Here is a 19,219-nt window from a genome sequence, read left to right as displayed (position 1 = left end):
TTTGTTATGATAGTGTTACGAAAACGTTTGCATAAAAAATCGAGATGCAAAAGGAGAGAGTTATTATGAAGAAAACATGGTGGAAAGAAGCAGTTGCTTATCAAATTTATCCACGTAGCTTTATGGATTCAAATGGTGATGGTATTGGAGATTTAAAGGGGATTATTGCAAAGCTGGATTATTTAAAAGATTTAGGTATAGATGTAATTTGGATTTGTCCAATGTATAAATCACCTAATGACGATAATGGTTATGATATTAGTGACTATCAAGATATTATGGATGAATTTGGTACGATGGAAGATTTTGATATGCTACTAGATGAAGTTCATAAGCGTGACATGAAGCTTATTATTGATTTAGTTATTAATCATACAAGTGATGAACATCCATGGTTTATTGAATCAAGTTCTTCTAAAGACAATCCGAAGCGTGATTGGTATATTTGGCAGGATGGGAAAGACGGGGCGGAACCAAACAATTGGGAAAGTATTTTTAATGGTTCTGCATGGGAGTATGATGAAGTAACAGAACAATATTATTTACATTTATTCTCGCGTAAACAACCAGATTTGAACTGGGAGAATAAAGAAGTTCGTGAAGTGTTATACGATACAGTTAATTGGTGGCTTGATAAAGGGATTGATGGTTTCCGTGTTGATGCAATTAGTCATATTAAAAAAGAAGATGGCCTCAAGGATATGCCAAATCCAAAAGAATTAAAATATGTACCATCTTTTGATAAACATATGAATGTGGACGGTATTCAACCTTTATTAGAAGAGTTAAAAGAAAACACATTCTCTAAGTACGATATTATGACTGTTGGTGAAGCAAATGGCGTTAAGATTGAAGATGCTGAGCTTTGGGTTGGAGAAGAACAAGGTAAATTCAATATGGTATTCCAGTTTGAACATTTAAGCTTATGGGATGCAGAAAAGAAGAAAGACCTTGATGTTGTAGGATTGAAAAAAGTATTAACGAAATGGCAAAAAGGATTAGAAAATAAAGGATGGAACGCTTTATACATCGAGAATCACGATAAGCCACGTATCGTTTCAACGTGGGGAGATGATAAACAATATTGGCGTGAAAGTACAACAGCTCTAGGAGCGATGTATTTCTTTATGCACGGTACACCGTTTATTTATCAAGGACAAGAAATTGGTATGACAAATGTTCAGTTACCAAATATTGAAGATTACGATGATGTAGCAATTAAAAATTTATATCGAGAGAAAATTGCAGAGGGCGTATCACATCAAGATATGATGGAAATTATATGGGCTTCTTGCCGCGATAATTCACGTACACCTATGCAGTGGAATGATGAAATGAATGCTGGCTTCACAACAAGTACACCTTGGTTTAGCATGAATCCAAATTACAAAGAAATTAATGTTGAAAAGCAAAAAAATGAAGAAAAGTCTATTTTCAATTTCTATAAGAAAATGATTGCCTTGAAAAAAGAGCACGATGTACTGAACTACGGTACGTACGATTTACTTTTAGAAGACGATCCACAAATTTATGCATATACACGTACGCTACAGGATGAAAAAGTCATTGTAATTAGTAATATCTCAAAAGAGGAAGCTGTGTATAATGAGAGTTTATTCGCATTAGAACGCAAACGTTTGCTTTTAAATAACTATGAAGTTGCGGAACATGAAAAAATAACTACAATCACGTTGAAACCTTATGAAACAAGGGTTTATCGCATTTCATAATGAAAAAGGATGCTCCTTGAGCATCTTTTTTTATGAAAAAAAATAAATTTCTATTGCAATGTGAAAACGCTTTTATTAAAATAGATTTATGAAAACGGTTGCGTAAAGGGAAAAAAGTAACATAAGGAATCGTTTTCATAAGAGAAACAGAAATTATAATTTAAATCATTATGTTGTTATAAATAAAGGGGAGGAAGAACAGATGAAAATTACGTCTTTTGATTTTTGGCAAAAGTTCGGGAAAGCATTATTAGTGGTTGTAGCTGTAATGCCAGCAGCTGGTTTAATGATTTCGATCGGTAAGTTAATTGGGATGTCTGCTGGGGATATTAACGCAGTTCATACAATTGCTCGAGTAATGGAAGACATCGGTTGGGCAATTATTACAAATCTACACATCTTATTTGCAGTAGCAATTGGGGGATCTTGGGCGAAGGATCGTGCAGGTGGTGCATTTGCAGCACTGTTAGCATTCGTCTTAACAAACAGAATTACAGGAGCTATCTTTGGCGTAAACGCTCAAATGTTAGCGGATTCAAAAGCGACAGTTTCTTCATCATTAGCAGGTGATTTACTTGTAAAAGATTATTTCACTTCTGTACTTGGTGCACCAGCATTAAACATGGGAGTGTTCGTAGGGATTATTACAGGTTTCTTAGGAGCTACTTTATATAACAAATACTACAATTATAATAAACTGCCACAGGCACTAGCATTCTTTAATGGAAAACGATTTGTACCATTCGTTGTAATTGTTTGGTCTACAGTCACTGCGATTGTATTATCACTTGTATGGCCATTTATCCAAAGTGGATTAAATGAATTTGGTCGCTGGATTGCAGCATCTAAAGATAGTGCACCAGTTATTGCACCGTTTGTATATGGAACGTTAGAACGTTTATTATTACCATTTGGATTACATCATATGTTAACGATTCCGATGAACTACACAGAGCTAGGTGGAACATATACGATGTTAACTGGCTCAAAGGTTGGACAAATTGTAGCGGGACAAGATCCGTTATGGCTTGCATGGATTACAGATTTAAATAACTTATTAGCAAATGGAGATACGAAAGCATATAACGATTTATTAAATAACGTTGTACCAGCTCGTTTCAAAGCTGGACAAGTTATCGGCTCAACGGCAGCGTTAATGGGGATTGCGTTTGCGATGTTCCGTAATGTTGATAAAGAAAAACGTGCAAAATATAAACCAATGTTCTTATCAGCTGCATTAGCAGTATTCTTAACAGGTGTAACAGAACCAATTGAATTCATGTTCATGTTTATTGCACCAGTATTATATATTGTGTATGCGATTACAACAGGACTTGCATTCGCATTAGCGGATTTAATTAATTTACGTGTTCATGCATTTGGATTTATTGAGTTAATTACTCGTACACCAATGATGATCAATGCAGGTTTAACGAGAGATTTAATCAACTTTGTCATTGTTTCATTAGTGTTCTTCGGCCTTAACTTTACGTTATTCAACTTCTTAATTAAAAAATTCAATTTACCAACGCCAGGGCGTGCAGGAAACTATATTGATAATGAAGATGAGTCAACAGAAGGAACAGGAAATGTACAAGATGGTTCATTAGCAACAAAAGTTATTGATTTATTGGGCGGAAAAGATAATATTGCTGACGTAGATGCTTGTATGACACGTTTACGTGTAACAGTAAAAGATTTAGATGCCGTTGCACCAGAAGCAAAATGGAAACAAAATGGTGCTTTAGGACTTATTGTAAAAGATAAAGGTGTACAAGCAGTATATGGCCCGAAAGCTGACGTATTAAAGTCAGATATTCAAGATATGTTAGGTGCGTAATAATATGAAATTGCTAACTTTAAATTGTCACTCTTGGCAAGAAGAGAATCAAATTGAAAAAATAAAGTATCTTGCTAAAGCAATTCAAGAAGAAGATTATGATGTGATCGCATTGCAAGAAGTAAGTCAGTCTATACAAGCTGAAAATGTATGCGGTAACAAGAAAAAAGATAATTTTGGACTTTTACTGCTAGAAGAGTTAAGAGCATTAAATGTAAAAGAATACAATATTATTTGGGATTTCTCTCATATTGGATATGATGTGTACGAAGAAGGATTAGCAATTATAACAAAGCACAACATTGTAAAGGAAGATACGTTCTTTGTCTCAGAAAATAAGGATACAACGTATTGGAAAACACGCAAAATTGTAAGTGCAACAATTGCTTATAATGATAAGAATATAACGTTTTATTCTTGCCATCTCGGTTGGTGGAATGATGAAGAAGAATCATTCCAAGACCAAGTTGATCGTTTAATGGAGCGTGTAAATAGCAATGAACTTTCCTTCTTAATGGGTGATTTTAATAACAATGCTCGTTTAGAAGGAGAGGGTTATGAGTATATGATGCAAAAAGGTTTATATGACACATATGAACTAGCGATAGAGAAGGATGAAGGAACAACTGTCCAAGGAGAGATTGCTGGTTGGGATGAAAATAAACAAAACTTACGAATCGACCTAATATTAAGCAATCAAAGTAAAACAGTTACTTCTTCAAAAGTCATTTTTAATGGAACAAATCGAAATGTAATTTCTGACCATTTCGGTGTAGAAGTACAATTAGATATATAATAGAAGAAACCCTCACAGATAATGAAAAGCTGGGAGGGTTTTTTGATAAATACAAGTATTCCCAAGAGAAAATACTTGTATTTTTTATGACATTTCCTATATATTTGTTATTATTGAATGTAAAACTAATTCGGTCATTTTGTATGTATACTTTTTTTACTTCGTTATATAATGAAGTAAGTGAAATATTTAATGGGAAAAATAGTATGTTTTCGTTTAATCCACGATGTAGAAAGTGATATAATTACAAAATGTATGTATCATTTTCTAAAGAAGGAAAAATATATAATTAGGTGATAACTTTTATGAAACAAATTTGGCGTATTTATAAGACAGATTTACGGAATGTAGCCAAACATTGGGCTGCAATTGTTATTGTTTTAGGGTTAATGATTTTACCATCGTTATATGCATGGTTTAACATTAAAGCTTCTTGGGATCCTTACGGAAATACGAAAGGAATCCAAATTGCAGTTTCTAACCAAGATGTTGGATCAAATTTAAGAGGGAAAGATATTAACATCGGGGAAGAAATTGTAGATTCACTTAAGAAGAACAAAAATTTCGGGTGGAAGTTTGTTGATGAAAAGCAAGCAATTTATGGAGTAGAGCGTGGAGATTATTCCGCAAGTATTACTATTCCAAAAGATTTTTCTGAAAAGATTGCAACGGTCTTGAATGAAAATCCACAGAAACCAGAACTTGATTACTATGTAAATGAAAAAGTAAATGCGATTGCACCGAAAATTACAGCTAAAGGTGCATCGGGTCTTACAGAAGAGGTTAGTAAAAACTTTGTTAAAACAGCAAACGGTGAGATTTTTAAAATCTTCAATGACCTTGGAATCGATTTAGAAACTAACTTACCGAGTATTGAGAAGGTCAAGGATCTCGTATTTAAGTTAGAAGCACAGTTCCCAGAAATGAATACACTTGTGGATAAGGCATTAGATGATGCGACTCGGGCAGAAGATGTTGTGAAAGTAGCACAAAAAGAGTTGCCAGTTGTAGAAAGTGTTATGAATGATGGGCAAGAGGCGTTAGGGAATTTAGATAAATTCTTTGCGAGAAATGATGAAACATTGAAGCGCGCACCTGGAACAATTAAGAATAATTTAATTGTAATGCAACAAGGTTTAGATAGTGCGGCAGCAATTACGGATTTCTTAAAAAATCCATCATTTGATTCTAATCTGAAAATTCCAGATCCGGCTAAATTCCCAGTGTTGCCTAATATAACTATTCCGCAAGTACCACAAATACCAGAAATTCCAGCGTTACCGCAAGTGAATGGTGAGGGGTATAAAAATATTGCTAAAAATATTGATCAAACTGTAAATAATGTTTTTAGTTCGATACGTGTCGGAACAACTTATGCACAAGGTGTTATAAACGGGTTGCAAAATGGTAATTTGGATCCGGAAAAAGCGAAACAAGATCTTAATAAGGTTTCTGAGACGCTGCAAGGTCGAGCAGATAGTGTTTCATATTTAATTGATGTCTTTACTAAATTTAAAGAGTCTGCATCAACTGATTTTGGAAAAGAATTCTTCCAAAAGAGAATAGAAAAATTAACAAACCTTAAATCAGCTATTGAAAATGCAAATGGTGGCGTTAAAGATATTGCCAATATTATTGGTACAGGGCAAGAAGTGAAACAAGATGTAAGAGACGCTACTAATAAAAAATTAGATGCAATAAATAACTTGGTAAATCAAGCAGAAGCAGATTATAATGCTACGTTTGTAGCAGATTTCGAAAAAGCAGTAAGCACAGCTGAGCAATTGAAAAACAAAGCTGAAAATGTAAAAGAAGATGCTCAGCAGTTAAGAGGGAATTTAAATCAAGATATAAAAGCAGTAAATGATTTAGTAAACCAAACAAATGAAGCATTAGACAATGGTAGAGAAAAATATGATAAGGCTGTAAATGATTACAGCAGATTAAAAACGGAGCTTGAAAAAGCAAGAGAAGACTTAAGTAACAAAGGTGTTAATGGATTAGATTCTACAAAAGTAGCCTTAAATGATTTAAATGGACAGTTCAAAGCAGGATGGAATTTAGTTAATGATATGATTCCGGTTATGGAAAGTACAAATAAAGTTTTGGGCGATGTGAATAGTGATAAAAGTCTTAATGGCACAATTGCTAAGTTAAATAAAGTAAAAGATGGTTTGCAAAAAGGAATCGATTTAACTGATAAAGGAATTGACGCTATTAATAAAGGTCAAAAACCAGCAGCAGATGTTATTGAAAGTATTAATCAAGTGTCTAAAAATGTTTCGGGCCAAATTGGTGACATTTTAGCTAAATATGACTCAGAAATCACTCCAAATTTCAATGCAGCAATTGCTCGTACAAAAGAGATGTCTAAAAATACATCTCAAATTTTAGGCGAGGCAGATAAGAAGCTTCCAGATGTTAAAAAATTACTAGAAGATTCATCAAAAGGCTTAGTAGACGGTAGAAAGAAATTAGCAGACATTAAAGCTGAAATGCCGGAGACTGAGAAAAAGATTAAAGAATTAGCAGATAAAATTCGTGATTTTGAATCTGAAGAGGATATAAAAGACATCATACGCTTATTAAAGAATGATGTTGAAAAGCAAAGTGACTACTTTGCAAATCCAGTAAATTTAAAAGAGAATAAATTATTTGCAATGCCGAACTACGGTTCAGCAATGTCACCATTCTATACAGTGCTTGCATTATGGGTAGGCGCATTATTAATGGTTTCATTATTAACGGTAGAAGTACACGAAGAGGGCGCGAATTATAAGAGCCATGAAGTTTACTTCGGACGTTTATTAACATTCTTAACGATAGGTCTTTCACAAGCGTTTATCGTATCAATGGGAGATATATTCTTACTCGGTACGTACGTAGTCGATAAGTTCTGGTTTGTGTTATTTAGTTTATTTATTGGGGGAGTCTTTGTTTGTATCGTATACTCACTCGTTTCTATTTTCGGAAACGTTGGGAAATCGATGGCGATCATTTTACTTGTACTGCAAGTAGCAGGATCAGGCGGAACATTCCCAATTCAAATGACACCACCGTTCTTCCAAGCGATTTATCCGTTCTTACCATTCACATATGCAATTAGTGCAATTCGTGAAACAGTTGGCGGAATGCTTTGGGATATAGTAACTAGAGATTTACTTGTGTTAAGTGTTTTCGTAGTAGTTATGATTGTTGCTGCGTTATTACTGAAAACACCAATTAACAAATCAAGTGAAAAGTTTGTTGAGAACGCAAAAGGAAGTAAAATTATTCATTAAAAATAAAAGGTTCCTACCGATAGCGGTAGGAACCTTTTTGTTTAATCAAATTTTAATTTCTTTAAAGCTTCTGCGAACGGATTATTTAATGGTTCTTCTTCTTTGTGCTGCTGTTTCATATATTTTTGAACGTCGCGTTTATCAGCTTTGCTGCCGGATTCTTTTTTACGTCTCTCTTGGAATGTAGAAAGTTTCTCGCGATAGCCACATTTACATGCGAAAATTTGGCCTGCTCCTTCACCACGAAGTTCTAGCTTCTTTTTACACTGAGGACAGCGTGCATTTGTAGTGCGGGATACATTTTTACGGTGACCACATTCGCGATCTTGGCATACAAGCATTTTACCTTTTTTACCGTTTACTTCTAACATTGGTTTACCACAGTCTGGACAAGACTTCGTTGAAATGTTGTCGTGTTTATATTTCTTATCACTCGATTTAATTTCAGCAACAATTTCTTTCGTATAGTTCTTCATTTCTGAAATGAATACTTCTTTCTTTAATTTTCCTTTAGCGATAGCTTCTAACTTTTGCTCCCATTCACCAGTTAGTGTAGGAGATTTCAGTTCTTCCGGCACTAAATCAAGTAACTGACGGCCTTTTGAAGTAATGTGAATATCTTTACCACGTTTTTCAAGCAAGAACGAATTGAATAGCTTGTCGATAATATCAGCTCGTGTAGCTACAGTACCTAATCCACCAGTCGACTTTAACGTGTCAGCAAGTTGTTTGTTTTGCGTATCCATGTATTTTGTTGGGTTTTCCATCGCTGAAAGTAATGTTGCTTCATTAAAACGTGCAGGTGCTTTCGTTTGCCCTGATGTTTGGACAATTAGTTTTATGTTTAATGTATCGCCTTTTTCGATGCGAGGTAAGATTTGTTCTTTTACATCATCGCTTGCATCATCATCTTCAAATCGATTTTCATAAACCTCTTTCCAACCAGCATGTAAAATCGTTTTTCCGCGTGCGATGAACGTTTCATCACCAATTTTCGTGCGCAATGTTAGTTGTTCATATTCAAAGGCTGGGAATAAAACAGCTAAGAAACGTTTTACAACTAAGTCATAAATTTTACGTTCTTTATCTGTGAAAGCTGAGAAGTTTACATAGCTCTCTGTTGGAATAATTGCGTGATGATCACTTACTTTACTATCATCAACAAATGATTTGTTAGATTTTACAGGTTTCTGCAATACTTTATGTGCTAAAGGACGGTATTCTCCAACTCCGCAAGCCTTCAGACGCTCTGGAAGTGTGCCGACAATATCAGATGAAATATAGCGTGAATCTGTACGAGGGTACGTTAAAACTTTATGCTGTTCATATAATTTTTGCATAATGTTTAATGTTTCTTTCGCAGAGTAACCAAATATTTTATTCGCATCACGTTGTAGTTCAGTTAAATCGTAAAGACCAGGAGCGAACGATTTCTTTTGTTTTTTATCAATGTCTACAACAGTAGCATTTTGTTTACTAATTTTGTTCACGATTGCATCAGTTTTTTCTTTATTAAAGCTACGGCTATTTCCTTTTGTATCTTGCCAAGTTAGCTTTAATCTCTCAGCTGTTTGAGCTTCGATACCATAGTAAGTTTGAGCTTTGAAATGTTTGATTTCATCTTCACGGCTTGCAATCATGGCTACAGTAGGTGTTTGAACACGACCACAATTTAGTTGGGCATTAAAGCGAGTAGTTAATGCTCGAGTCGCATTAAGTCCGATATACCAGTCAGCCTCTGAACGTGCGACAGCTGAAGCGTATAGATTGTCATATGCTTTTCCTGGTTTTAAATTTGCGAAGCCATCTTTAATTGCTTTATCGGTAACAGATGAAATCCATAGACGTTTAATCGGTTTCTGCATTTTAACTTTATCGATAATCCAGCGTGCGACCAACTCTCCCTCACGACCGGCGTCAGTAGCTATAATGATTTCATTTACATCTTTTCTAAGAAGCTGACTTTTTACAGCGTTAAACTGTTTCCCTGTTTGTTTAATAACGGTTAGTTTTAAACGCTCCGGTAGCATTGGTAAATCTTCTAAATTCCACTGTTTATATTTCACATCATAGCTTTCTGGATCAGCTAATGTAACGAGATGACCTAAAGCCCAAGTAACAATATATTTACTACCTTCAAGATAGCCGTTCCCTTTTTTATCACATTTCAGTACACGTGCGATATCACGTGCAACAGAAGGTTTTTCAGCAATTACAATACTTTTTGCCATGTTTAAAAACATCCTTTCAAATTTCCATACGTTAAATATAGCATACATCTTTGTTCTATTCAGTCTTGCTGACGGTTTGAGTTATTTGTGGTGAAATATACGTGTGAGAGTTTTACTTATATAAAGGCGAAGAATGGTTGAACCAGGAGAGTTATGATCTCTATCATTTTATAAAAGTAAAGAACTTGTTATTTTACTAGAATAAGAGTAGACTTTGAAGTAGATGAATAATAAACACATGGGAGTTTGTGGATGCAAACTGAGAGTATGACTAATCCGTCATTGACCATTTGAACCTGTTGGATAATGCCAGCGTAGGGAGAGTGTAAAAGCACATGTTCAGGCACTTTGCGTACGCGCAAAGTGCCTTTTTGTGTATCTCCCATCATTAAAGTTAGGAGATGAAAAGGATGAATATGAAAGAAATTAGTAAAGTAGTGGATTTGGTGAGAGAGTCTAATCCACTCGTGCATAATATTACAAATGTTGTTGTAACAAATTTTACAGCAAACGGTTTGTTAGCATTAGGAGCATCACCTGTAATGGCGTATGCAAAAGAAGAAGTAGCAGAAATGGCTAGCATTGCGGGAGCCCTTGTTTTAAATATGGGTACACTTCGTCCTGAAGAGGTAGAAGCGATGTTACTTGCTGGTAAATCAGCAAATACGAATGATGTACCAGTATTGTTTGATCCAGTTGGGGCAGGAGCAACTTCTTATCGAACAGAAGTCGCGAGATATATTCCAGCTGAAATCGATTTAGCTGTTATTCGCGGAAATGCAGCTGAAATAGCTAACGTTATTAATGAAAAATGGGAAATTAAAGGTGTAGATGCTGGTACTGGAAACGGTAATGTTGTAAATATTGCAAAACAGGCAGCGGATGAATTAAATACAGTTGCGGTAATTACTGGAGAAGAAGATGTTGTTACAGATGGAGAGCGAAGTATTCTTATTCGAAATGGCCATCCTATTTTAACGAAAGTTACTGGAACAGGTTGTTTACTAACTTCTGTAATAGGAGCATTTGTAGCGGTAGAAAAGGATTATGTAAAGGCAGCAGTAGCCGCATTAACATTCTATGGAGTAGCAGCAGAAATAGCGGCTTCGAAAACAGTAGAGAATGGACCAGGAAGCTTTCAAATTGAATTTTTAAATCAGTTAGCGAATACAACTTCAGATGATATTGAGAAGTATGGAAAGATTGAGGTTATACAGTAAGGAGGGGAACTAGATGTCGCGCATTACAATGGATGAAATGTCTAGGTTATTACGAGTATATTTTATTATGGGAAGTAACAATTGTACGAAGGAGCCACTACAAGTATTGAGAGATGCACTTGAAGGCGGTATAACAATTTTTCAATTTCGTGAAAAGGGGAAAGGGGCTTTAACGGGAGAGAAACGTATTGATTTTGCGAAAGAACTGCAAGCGCTTTGCAAGGAGTACGATGTACCATTCATCGTAAATGATGATGTGGAACTAGCCCTCGAGTTAGATGCAGATGGCGTGCATGTTGGACAAGATGATGAAGGAATTACATCTGTTCGTAAAAAAATGAGAGATAAAATTATTGGAGTATCTACACATACAATTGAAGAAGCACGCTGGGCGATTGAAAATGGAGCCGATTATTTAGGAGTTGGTCCAATTTTTCCGACGAGTACGAAAAAAGATACAAAAGCGGTTCAAGGAACGAAAGGTCTAAAGTATTTTAGGGAACAAGAGATTACAATACCGATCGTTGGGATTGGTGGGATTACAATTGAAAATACAGCTTCTGTTATAGAAGCGGGTGCGGATGGTGTTTCAGTTATTTCAGCGATTAGCTTAGCGGAATCTGCGTATGAAAGTACGAAGAAATTAGTTGAGGAAGTAAATAAGAGTTTGTAGAAAAAGCCCATGTAATATTTTAAATGCTATATGGAGGAATAGACTGCCAAAAAAGTTTAAACAAACGTTTGATTAAAAAAGCACAAACCTTTTTAAATAAAGGTTTGTGCTTTTTCTTTAAAACATAATTGAAATTAAGAGCATTCCAATTCCAATAGAAGTAAAGGTTGCGATCAGGCCCGGAATCATAAAGCTATGATTTAAAACATATTTACCAATTCCTGTTGTACCAGTACGGTCAAAGTTAATTGCAGCAACGATTGTCCCGTAGTTTGGAATGAAGAAATATCCATTTACTGCAGGGAACATCGCAATAAGTAATGCCGGTGGAATACCAAGTGATAGTCCAAGTGGCACTAAAGCACGAACTGTTGCTGCTTGGCTATACAGTAAAATAGATAGAATGAATAGTGCAATAGCAAATAACCATGGTGCACTTGTCACTAAGTGTTGAATTGATCCTTGAATTATATTTAAGTTTCCGTTGAAGAAAGTATCTCCCATCCAAGCGATACCAAAAATAGCAACAACTGCTGTTGCGCCTGCTTTAAAGACGTTACCAGTTACAATGCTTTCCACATTTGGTTTACAGAAAATAATAATAAGAGCAGCAATGGTTAACATGACCATTTCAATTGTGTTTGGCATGGAAAGACGAGCTAACTTTCCGTCAACCATCCATCCCGGACGAAGGGCTTCAAATGAACCAAGAAGTACGACAAGGAAAGTTCCTACTAGGAAAAGGATAACTGATAATTTAGCGCCTTTTACACCCGAAAATTCTTTTTTCTCTTCAAGTTTAGGGATCATTCCCTCTTTTAATCGCTTCAAGTATTCAGGGTCTTCATTTAATTCTTTTCCCATTTTACTAGCAACGAATGCAGCTACCATACAAGCAATAAAAGTAGAAGGGATACTGACTTTTAAAATATCTAACAAGGTGATTTTATAGTCGGCTAACATTGCTAAAAGCGCAACTGTTGCAGCCGATATTGGACTAGCTGTAATTGCCTGCTGGGAAGCGATAACGGCAATTGACATTGGTCGTTCAGGTCTAATTCCTGATTCGCGAGATACTTCGGCGATAACGGGAAGTACAGAATAAGCGACATGACCAGTTCCCGCGCATAGCGTGAATAAATAAGTAACAATAGGAGCAAAAAATGTAATACGCTTTGGATTTTTTCGTAATGCTTTCTCAGCAAGGTAGACAAGGTAATCCATTCCTCCAGCAGCTTGCAAAGCACCGGCAGCTGTAATTACTGCTAAAATCATAAGCATTACATCAATAGGAGGAGCTGTAGGTTGTAAGTGGAAGACGAAAACAAGTATTGCCATACCAACGCCACCCATTACTCCTAGACCAACTCCGCCCAGGCGTGCACCAATAAAAATGCAGATTAGTAACGTAAGAAATTGTAGCCAAAACATGATAAACTACCTCCGAAATTCGTAAGTTAAGATATGTTTGAATAATTTAATTTGAATGAAAATTAAATAAACATCCGTAATAATCCTTATTCTATATACATTTTTTATTATATAACACAAGAAATGTAACATTTACGTACTTTGTTAAATTATTTCGAAAAAATAATCCGTTAAAACTTTATATTTATATGTACAAATGGGTGGACATTTTAATTTTTATGTTGTAATCTTTGATAGAGAATAATTTAATTCTCATAGAACTCCCATATCGTTCAACTCGTTCAGCGAGAAAGGCAAACTGATGGAAACATTAGGACGCAAAACTACAGGAGCTAAGGTCGAAAGGCTACGCTAGCCAGTTACCGGACGGATAGGGTTGGTCTTGACCAATGCTCTTTTCATTGGTCTTTTTTTATTCTCGAACATAGTGAGAATCATTTCCAAACAAAATATTCGTATATTTTGTTTTTTTTGTTTTTAATTTTGATAATTAAGGAAGGTGAATATTAGTGAAAAAGTATTGGCATAAGTTATCATTTCTTCAAAAGAACGTCTTATTAACTGTCTTAGTTATTTTGACGCTTGTTGGAAGTATGGGTGCATTAAGCTTCAACATGTTTCAAAATAGTATGATGTCTTTATTTGAAAGACAGTCTATTGAAACGGGAGAGATAGTGCTAAAAAAACTGGATGTAGAATTAGTTAGAGACATGACGAAAGACCCTACAGCCGAAAGAGTGAAAAAAGAAAAGTTAACAGGGCAATTAGATGAAGTGTCAAAAGAATTGAAAAGTGTTGGACAAACGTATGTTACAGGAGCAAAAGCGAATGAAAAGCGAGAGTTACAACTCGTTGGTTTGACTACAGAGTTAACAAATGCAGTCCCTGTAAAGCCGGGAGATTATTATGAACAACCCGCTCATTGGATGAATGCATACGATAAAGTGATGGATACGAAAAAGGCTCAGATGACAGAAGTATATGAAGATGAATTAGGTTCGTGGGTGACAATATTAGAGCCAATTACAGATGGAGAAAACAATATTGTTGCAATTGTTGCGGCTGACTTAGATGCTTCTATCGTTCCTAGTACAAAGAAGGATTTTGTGATACAGGGTATACTCTTTATTATTATTTCATTAGCAATGGCAACTATTACTCAATTCTTTATCGTACGTCACTCGTTAGCTCCATTAAAAGATTTACGAGAGGGATTACGTAAGATTGGTGAAGGTGATTTAAGTATTAAATTAAAAGAAAGACCAGATGATATTGGAATTATTAATGTATATTTCAATAATACGATTGATAAATTTAAAGGGATTATAGATAAAGTAAGACAGACTGCTGAGCAAGTTTCTTCTTCTTCACAAGAATTGTCGGCAAGTACAGAGGAAAACAGTATGGCAGTTCAAGAGATTGCAAGTTCTATTGAAGGTTTAAGAGTAGGAGCGCAATCTCAAGAAACTTCAGTACAACAATGCCTAGGAATTGTACATGGAATGGAAAATAAGGTAGAAGAGATAACTGGGGCTGCGAAACAAGTTGCAGTTGCTTCAGAAGGTATGGAGCAACATTCAATTGAAGGTAATGAAGTCATTGGACAAATTATTAATCAAATGAGTTTAATCCAAAATGCAGTACAAGATTTATCTTCTATCATCTATTCGTTAGAAACAAGGTCAAAAGAAATTAGTGATATTGTAACTGTAATTACAGGTATTTCAAATCAAACAAATTTATTAGCCTTAAATGCTTCTATTGAAGCTTCACGTGCTGGAGCAGCTGGAAGAGGGTTTGCAGTTGTTGCTGATGAAGTGCGCAAATTAGCAGAACAAACTGAAACGTCAGCGAAAGATATAGCGAAATTAATTAGTGAAACGCAGACTGAAACAGAAGAGGCTGTAGTTTCAATGCAGAAAGGTTCAAAAGAAGTAGAATCTGGAATTACTCTTGTTCAAAGTAGTGGTGCGTTCTTCGAGAAAATTTCAAAGTCAGCACAGTCTGTTACAGATCAAGTTAGGGCTGTTTCTAGCAACTCAGGTGATATTTTACAAAATAGCCAGAATATCGTTCAAGTCGTAAATGAATTATCACATATCGCGAATACTTATGCGAATAGCAGTAGTAATGTTGAAGAAAGTATGAAGGAGCAAGAAATATCAGTACAAGATATTGCAGAATTAGCTACATCTTTAAGTTGGCTTTCACAGGAGCTACAAGAGTTGATTGGAGAATTTAAAAGTTAATAAAAAATATAAGGTGTAGATATAATCTGCACCTTTATTTCTTTAATTAACAGTCTAATATCTGAATTTAAGGATGTTAGAAGTGAAACTTTAATCAGTGGGGGATGAACACCCCTACTGATTAAAGTTTCACTTTATTTTATGGAGAGCGAGAGGATTCAGTATGAGTATTTTCTTAAAACGTTCATATGTGGAGAGATATGAACAATTTTTGCAACAAAATTATGAACCACTTATGATACCGAAGGATTTTCAAGTAAACGAATATAAGCAGATGAAAATTAAGGATATACAAGCGATCGAACATAGTAAGTTAGATATAATAGTCGCTACTTTTGTATGGTTGCATCATGTTAGTAATGAAAAATGTATAGTGATTCCTCATTATATGGAACAGAGTAGTTATCCGTTATGTATTACGATTTCAGAGGAACTTTCTTATGAAGAGCTAAAAGTAGAAATTAATGATCAAATTGTGCAGTTAGAAAACATGGAAGAAGTACAAAAGGTATTATTACAATATGATGAGGGGAAATGGGGGAAACCTGCAGTTACAGTAGGAAAAGAGAATAGAAATAGTCAGTTGAACTTTATTGAATTAAAGAATAATTACTTTGAGGTTTCTTATAATAAAATGCAATTGGAAGAAAAAACAGCGACTCGTTATATAGAGCAAATTGAGTATGTATTACAGCAAGGAATTACAAACGAGAAGCAATGTATTGTATCTATGGATATTATTCCAGAAGAAGAGTTAGCAATATATAAAGAGATAAATCATACAGAAGTACCATATCCGAATAAGAGTATTTCCGATATGTTTTATGAAACAGTAACAAAGTTTTCAAATCGTATAGCCTTGTCTTCAGTAGAAGGAACATTAACATATGAACAACTAAATAAAAGGAGTAATCAAATCGCTCATATGTTATTACATAATGGAGTGAAGCAAGGTGATTATGTTGGTATCTTCATGAAACGAAGTATTGATACAGTAGTAAGTTTATTAGCGGTTTTAAAAGCAGGCGCTGCGTATATTCCAATCGATCCAGATTATCCTGCCAATCGGGTGCAGTATATTATTGAGGATAGCCAATCGAAATTAGTGCTAACAAAAGAAACAAAAATTCCGTATGAAGGCATTCGAGAGTTGTCTCTTTATAATATTGAAAAGTTTTCAGATGCAGATGTGAAATTGTTAATTCATCTTGATGATATTGCATATATGATCTACACATCAGGTTCTACAGGAAACCCGAAAGGAACAATGCTTGCGCACCGCGGGGTAGTTAATTTATGTACATGGATGCAAAGACATTATGGATTAACTGAAGAAGATGTTTTTGCACAGTTTCCATCATTTAGTTTCGATGCGTCTATTTGGGAGTTATTTGCTTCATTATTCTGTGGTGGAAATGTATATGTTTTATTAGATGAGCAAAGACTTTCAGTCGATGCTTTTGCAAATGCAATTTATAAAGAAAAGGCAACATCTATTTTAGGATTAGCTACAATTTTCTTACAACAAGTAGCAACATACCTTCCAGATGAAAGTAAATATAAGTTGGATTCATTAAAGAGAATTGCAGTTGGTGGAGAAATGCTTACTGCTGAAGTAGTGAAATTATGGCGACAGAGAATTGGTACTCATGTTCAATTGAATAATGCATATGGTCCGACAGAATGTACAATTACAACAACTACTTATCCAATTCCAGCGGAGTTAAATGATAAATTTGCTAGTATTCCAATTGGGAAGCCAGCGGATAATTATAAAGTTTGGATATTAAATGACAATATGAAAGTTTGTCCAATTGGTATTCCAGGAGAATTATATATAGAATCAGTAGGTATCGCGAAAGGTTACTTTAATAAGCCAGAGAAAACAGAAGAAGTGTTTATTCCACACCCCTTAAATTATGATAGTAGGATATATAAAACAGGTGATGTTGTTAAAATATTGGAAGATGGAAATATTGAATTTCTACACCGTAAAGACAATCAAGTGAAAATTAGAGGGCACCGAATTGAACTAGGTGAAATCCAAAATACAATTGCAAAATATGAAATGATAAAAGATGCCGTTGTATTTACGAAGAAAAGTGAAGAAGGTAGTCATTATTTAGTTGCTTTCTATACAACTGTTAATGAAGTTGCTATGGAAACCTTAATACACGATTTAAGAGAACAATTACCAGATTATATGGTGCCATCTAAGTTAATTTATATTAATGAACTGCCACTTACACCAAATAAAAAGGTTGATGTGAAGCGATTAGCACAACTGGAAGAAGAGTATGAGCCAGTTCGTTCACAAGAATATATCGCACCATCTACTGAAGCGGAAGAAAAAATAGCAAAAGCTTGGATTGATGTATTAGGTGTCTCAAAAGTTAGTGTCCATGACGACTTCTTTACAGTTGGTGGGCATTCATTAAAGGTATTACGAGTTTTAACTTTGCTTAAAGAGGATTTCCCGCATTTAACAATTCAAGACTTTTTCCAGGAACGCACAATATATAGGTTATCGCAAATTCAAAGGGAATTAAAAGTAGAGGAAGAAGACGTATTCCGTGAATATAAAGTAATTCATGAGCCAGCAACAATTTCACATATAAAAGAAGTGAAAAACGGTAAAGTTTCAAATATCTTTTTAACAGGAGCTACTGGTTATTTAGGTTCTCACATATTGTATGAATTACTAAAAGATACAACAGCACATATTTATTGCTTAGTAAGACCAACGCAAGATATACAACAAAGAATTGTTAATACATTAACAAATTACTTTAAAAATATAAAAAAAGAATGGCTACAACGTATAACAGCAGTACCTGGTGATCTTGGGGCAGAGAATCTTGGTATGAGTGAGGAAGAATTTAAAGTCATTCGTTCCAAGGTTGATACTGTAATTCATTGTGGTGCAGATGTAAGACATTTTGGAGATGTGGCTCAGTTTGAAAATGTGAATGTGCAAGGAACGGGTCGTATGCTAGCGTTAACTGAAGAAGGAGCGACATTCCACTTTGTTTCAACAATTGGTATTCCGATAGAATTAGCGATGGATCAATGGGATATATATGAAAAAACAGGTGATTTTAACTACGATGTGGTGTTGGAGAATGTGTATTCTAATAGTAAACTACAGGCAGAAAACCTTGTTCGTGAAGCGATAAAAGATGGTGTACGAGGAAATATTTATCGTGCGGGTAACTTAGCTTGTCATTCAGAAACAGGAAGGTTCCAACAAAATATTGAAGGAAATGCATTTTATCGTCTGATTAAAGCGATGTTACTTATTGGACAAGCTCCGAATGTAAAGTGGAAAATTGATTTTACACCAATTGATTTTGCTAGTAAATCGATTGTAACATATGTACAAGATTCACAAATAGCTGGAGAAATGTTACACATCTGTCACCCATATCAAGTTGAATTTGAACATTTTATAAAGCTAATTGAGGGATGTGGATACAACCTTGAAATGGTTCCACTTTCGGAATATGTAAATACCGGGCTTGAATTAGCGAAGGGAAATGAAGTAATAGCAGAGCTAATTGCTTCTCAAGTTGCAGGAGATGGAGCACAGCAATCTGAAATTGTAATGGGTACTCGTAGAACGAATGAATGGATTAAGAAAAAAGAACTGGTAGTGCCAGCGATTAATAAAGAATTTATTCAGCAATTATTAGCTCATGGTGAAGAAGTTGGATATTTTCCAAAAATAATGAAATGATATGTACGCTTTTGTTTGTTCAATAAAATAAA

10 protein-coding genes and 2 riboswitches are annotated in these 19,219 nt (G+C 34.9%); of the genes, 8 read left to right on the top strand and 2 right to left on the bottom strand.

Annotation, left to right across the window (positions count from 1 at the left end):
• Positions 1-65: 65 nt before the first annotated feature.
• From I6L50_RS02695 to I6L50_RS02680, 4 genes are all read left to right on the top strand, one after another.
• A complete protein-coding gene (locus tag I6L50_RS02695; protein ID WP_219300397.1) occupies positions 66-1,730 on the top strand; it encodes a glycoside hydrolase family 13 protein in 1,665 nt (554 codons plus the stop codon).
• A 202-nt stretch (positions 1,731-1,932) separates the two neighbouring features.
• Positions 1,933-3,570 (top strand): PTS transporter subunit IIBC, encoded by a 1,638-nt coding sequence (locus tag I6L50_RS02690; RefSeq protein WP_219300395.1) that lies wholly within the window; start codon positions 1,933-1,935, stop codon positions 3,568-3,570.
• A gap of 4 nt (positions 3,571-3,574) precedes the next feature.
• Positions 3,575-4,366, top strand: coding sequence for an endonuclease/exonuclease/phosphatase family protein (locus I6L50_RS02685; RefSeq protein WP_215600886.1), 792 nt, complete (start codon positions 3,575-3,577; stop codon positions 4,364-4,366).
• Between the two features lie 305 nt (positions 4,367-4,671).
• Positions 4,672-7,647: a YhgE/Pip domain-containing protein gene (locus I6L50_RS02680; protein WP_219300393.1), complete on the top strand. Its 2,976-nt coding sequence runs from the start codon at positions 4,672-4,674 to the stop codon at positions 7,645-7,647.
• 41 nt (positions 7,648-7,688) lie between these two features.
• Here the strand turns inward: I6L50_RS02680 and topB are convergent, their stop codons facing one another.
• Complete coding sequence (gene topB / locus I6L50_RS02675) at positions 7,689-9,878, bottom strand: DNA topoisomerase III (protein WP_219300391.1); 2,190 nt, start codon at positions 9,876-9,878, stop codon at positions 7,689-7,691.
• Between the two features lie 228 nt (positions 9,879-10,106).
• Positions 10,107-10,216: riboswitch (TPP riboswitch) on the top strand.
• 72 nt (positions 10,217-10,288) lie between these two features.
• Here topB and thiM point away from each other — a divergent pair.
• Positions 10,289-11,098 (top strand): hydroxyethylthiazole kinase, encoded by an 810-nt coding sequence (gene thiM / locus I6L50_RS02670; protein WP_219300389.1) that lies wholly within the window; start codon positions 10,289-10,291, stop codon positions 11,096-11,098.
• Positions 11,099-11,111: 13 nt separating this feature from the next.
• Positions 11,112-11,771: a thiamine phosphate synthase gene (gene thiE, locus I6L50_RS02665; RefSeq protein ID WP_219300387.1), complete on the top strand. Its 660-nt coding sequence runs from the start codon at positions 11,112-11,114 to the stop codon at positions 11,769-11,771.
• Between the two features lie 117 nt (positions 11,772-11,888).
• On the opposite strand, the gene I6L50_RS02660 is transcribed toward thiE, so the two are convergent.
• Positions 11,889-13,202, bottom strand: coding sequence for an anaerobic C4-dicarboxylate transporter family protein (locus I6L50_RS02660; RefSeq protein ID WP_219300385.1), 1,314 nt, complete (start codon positions 13,200-13,202; stop codon positions 11,889-11,891).
• 282 nt (positions 13,203-13,484) lie between these two features.
• A riboswitch (cyclic di-GMP riboswitch) is annotated at positions 13,485-13,569 on the top strand.
• 142 nt (positions 13,570-13,711) lie between these two features.
• On the opposite strand from I6L50_RS02660, the gene I6L50_RS02655 reads away from it, so the two are divergent.
• A complete protein-coding gene (locus tag I6L50_RS02655; protein WP_219300383.1) occupies positions 13,712-15,451 on the top strand; it encodes a methyl-accepting chemotaxis protein in 1,740 nt (579 codons plus the stop codon).
• Positions 15,452-15,614: 163 nt separating this feature from the next.
• The gene (locus tag I6L50_RS02650) at positions 15,615-19,187 is read left to right on the top strand and encodes a non-ribosomal peptide synthetase family protein (protein WP_374108348.1); all 3,573 of its coding nucleotides are present in this window, start codon (positions 15,615-15,617) and stop codon (positions 19,185-19,187) included.
• Positions 19,188-19,219 lie beyond the last annotated feature (32 nt).

The organism is Bacillus sp. FDAARGOS_1420 (assembly GCF_019344915.1).
In the GTDB taxonomy this organism is placed as follows: Bacteria; Bacillota; Bacilli; order Bacillales; family Bacillaceae_G; genus Bacillus_A; species Bacillus_A mycoides.
The sequence above is the reverse complement of the archived record's forward strand: the minus strand, read 5'-3'. Positions and strand labels throughout refer to the sequence as shown.

Coding starts and splice junctions, on each gene's coding strand:
- I6L50_RS02695 (WP_219300397.1), top strand. CDS start 66: ATGAAGAAAACATGGTGGAAAGAAGCAGTTGCTTATCAAATTTATCCA.
- I6L50_RS02690 (WP_219300395.1), top strand. CDS start 1,933: ATGAAAATTACGTCTTTTGATTTTTGGCAAAAGTTCGGGAAAGCATTA.
- I6L50_RS02685 (WP_215600886.1), top strand. CDS start 3,575: ATGAAATTGCTAACTTTAAATTGTCACTCTTGGCAAGAAGAGAATCAA.
- I6L50_RS02680 (WP_219300393.1), top strand. CDS start 4,672: ATGAAACAAATTTGGCGTATTTATAAGACAGATTTACGGAATGTAGCC.
- topB (WP_219300391.1), bottom strand. CDS start 9,878: ATGGCAAAAAGTATTGTAATTGCTGAAAAACCTTCTGTTGCACGTGAT.
- thiM (WP_219300389.1), top strand. CDS start 10,289: ATGAATATGAAAGAAATTAGTAAAGTAGTGGATTTGGTGAGAGAGTCT.
- thiE (WP_219300387.1), top strand. CDS start 11,112: ATGTCGCGCATTACAATGGATGAAATGTCTAGGTTATTACGAGTATAT.
- I6L50_RS02660 (WP_219300385.1), bottom strand. CDS start 13,202: ATGTTTTGGCTACAATTTCTTACGTTACTAATCTGCATTTTTATTGGT.
- I6L50_RS02650 (WP_374108348.1), top strand. CDS start 15,615: ATGAGTATTTTCTTAAAACGTTCATATGTGGAGAGATATGAACAATTT.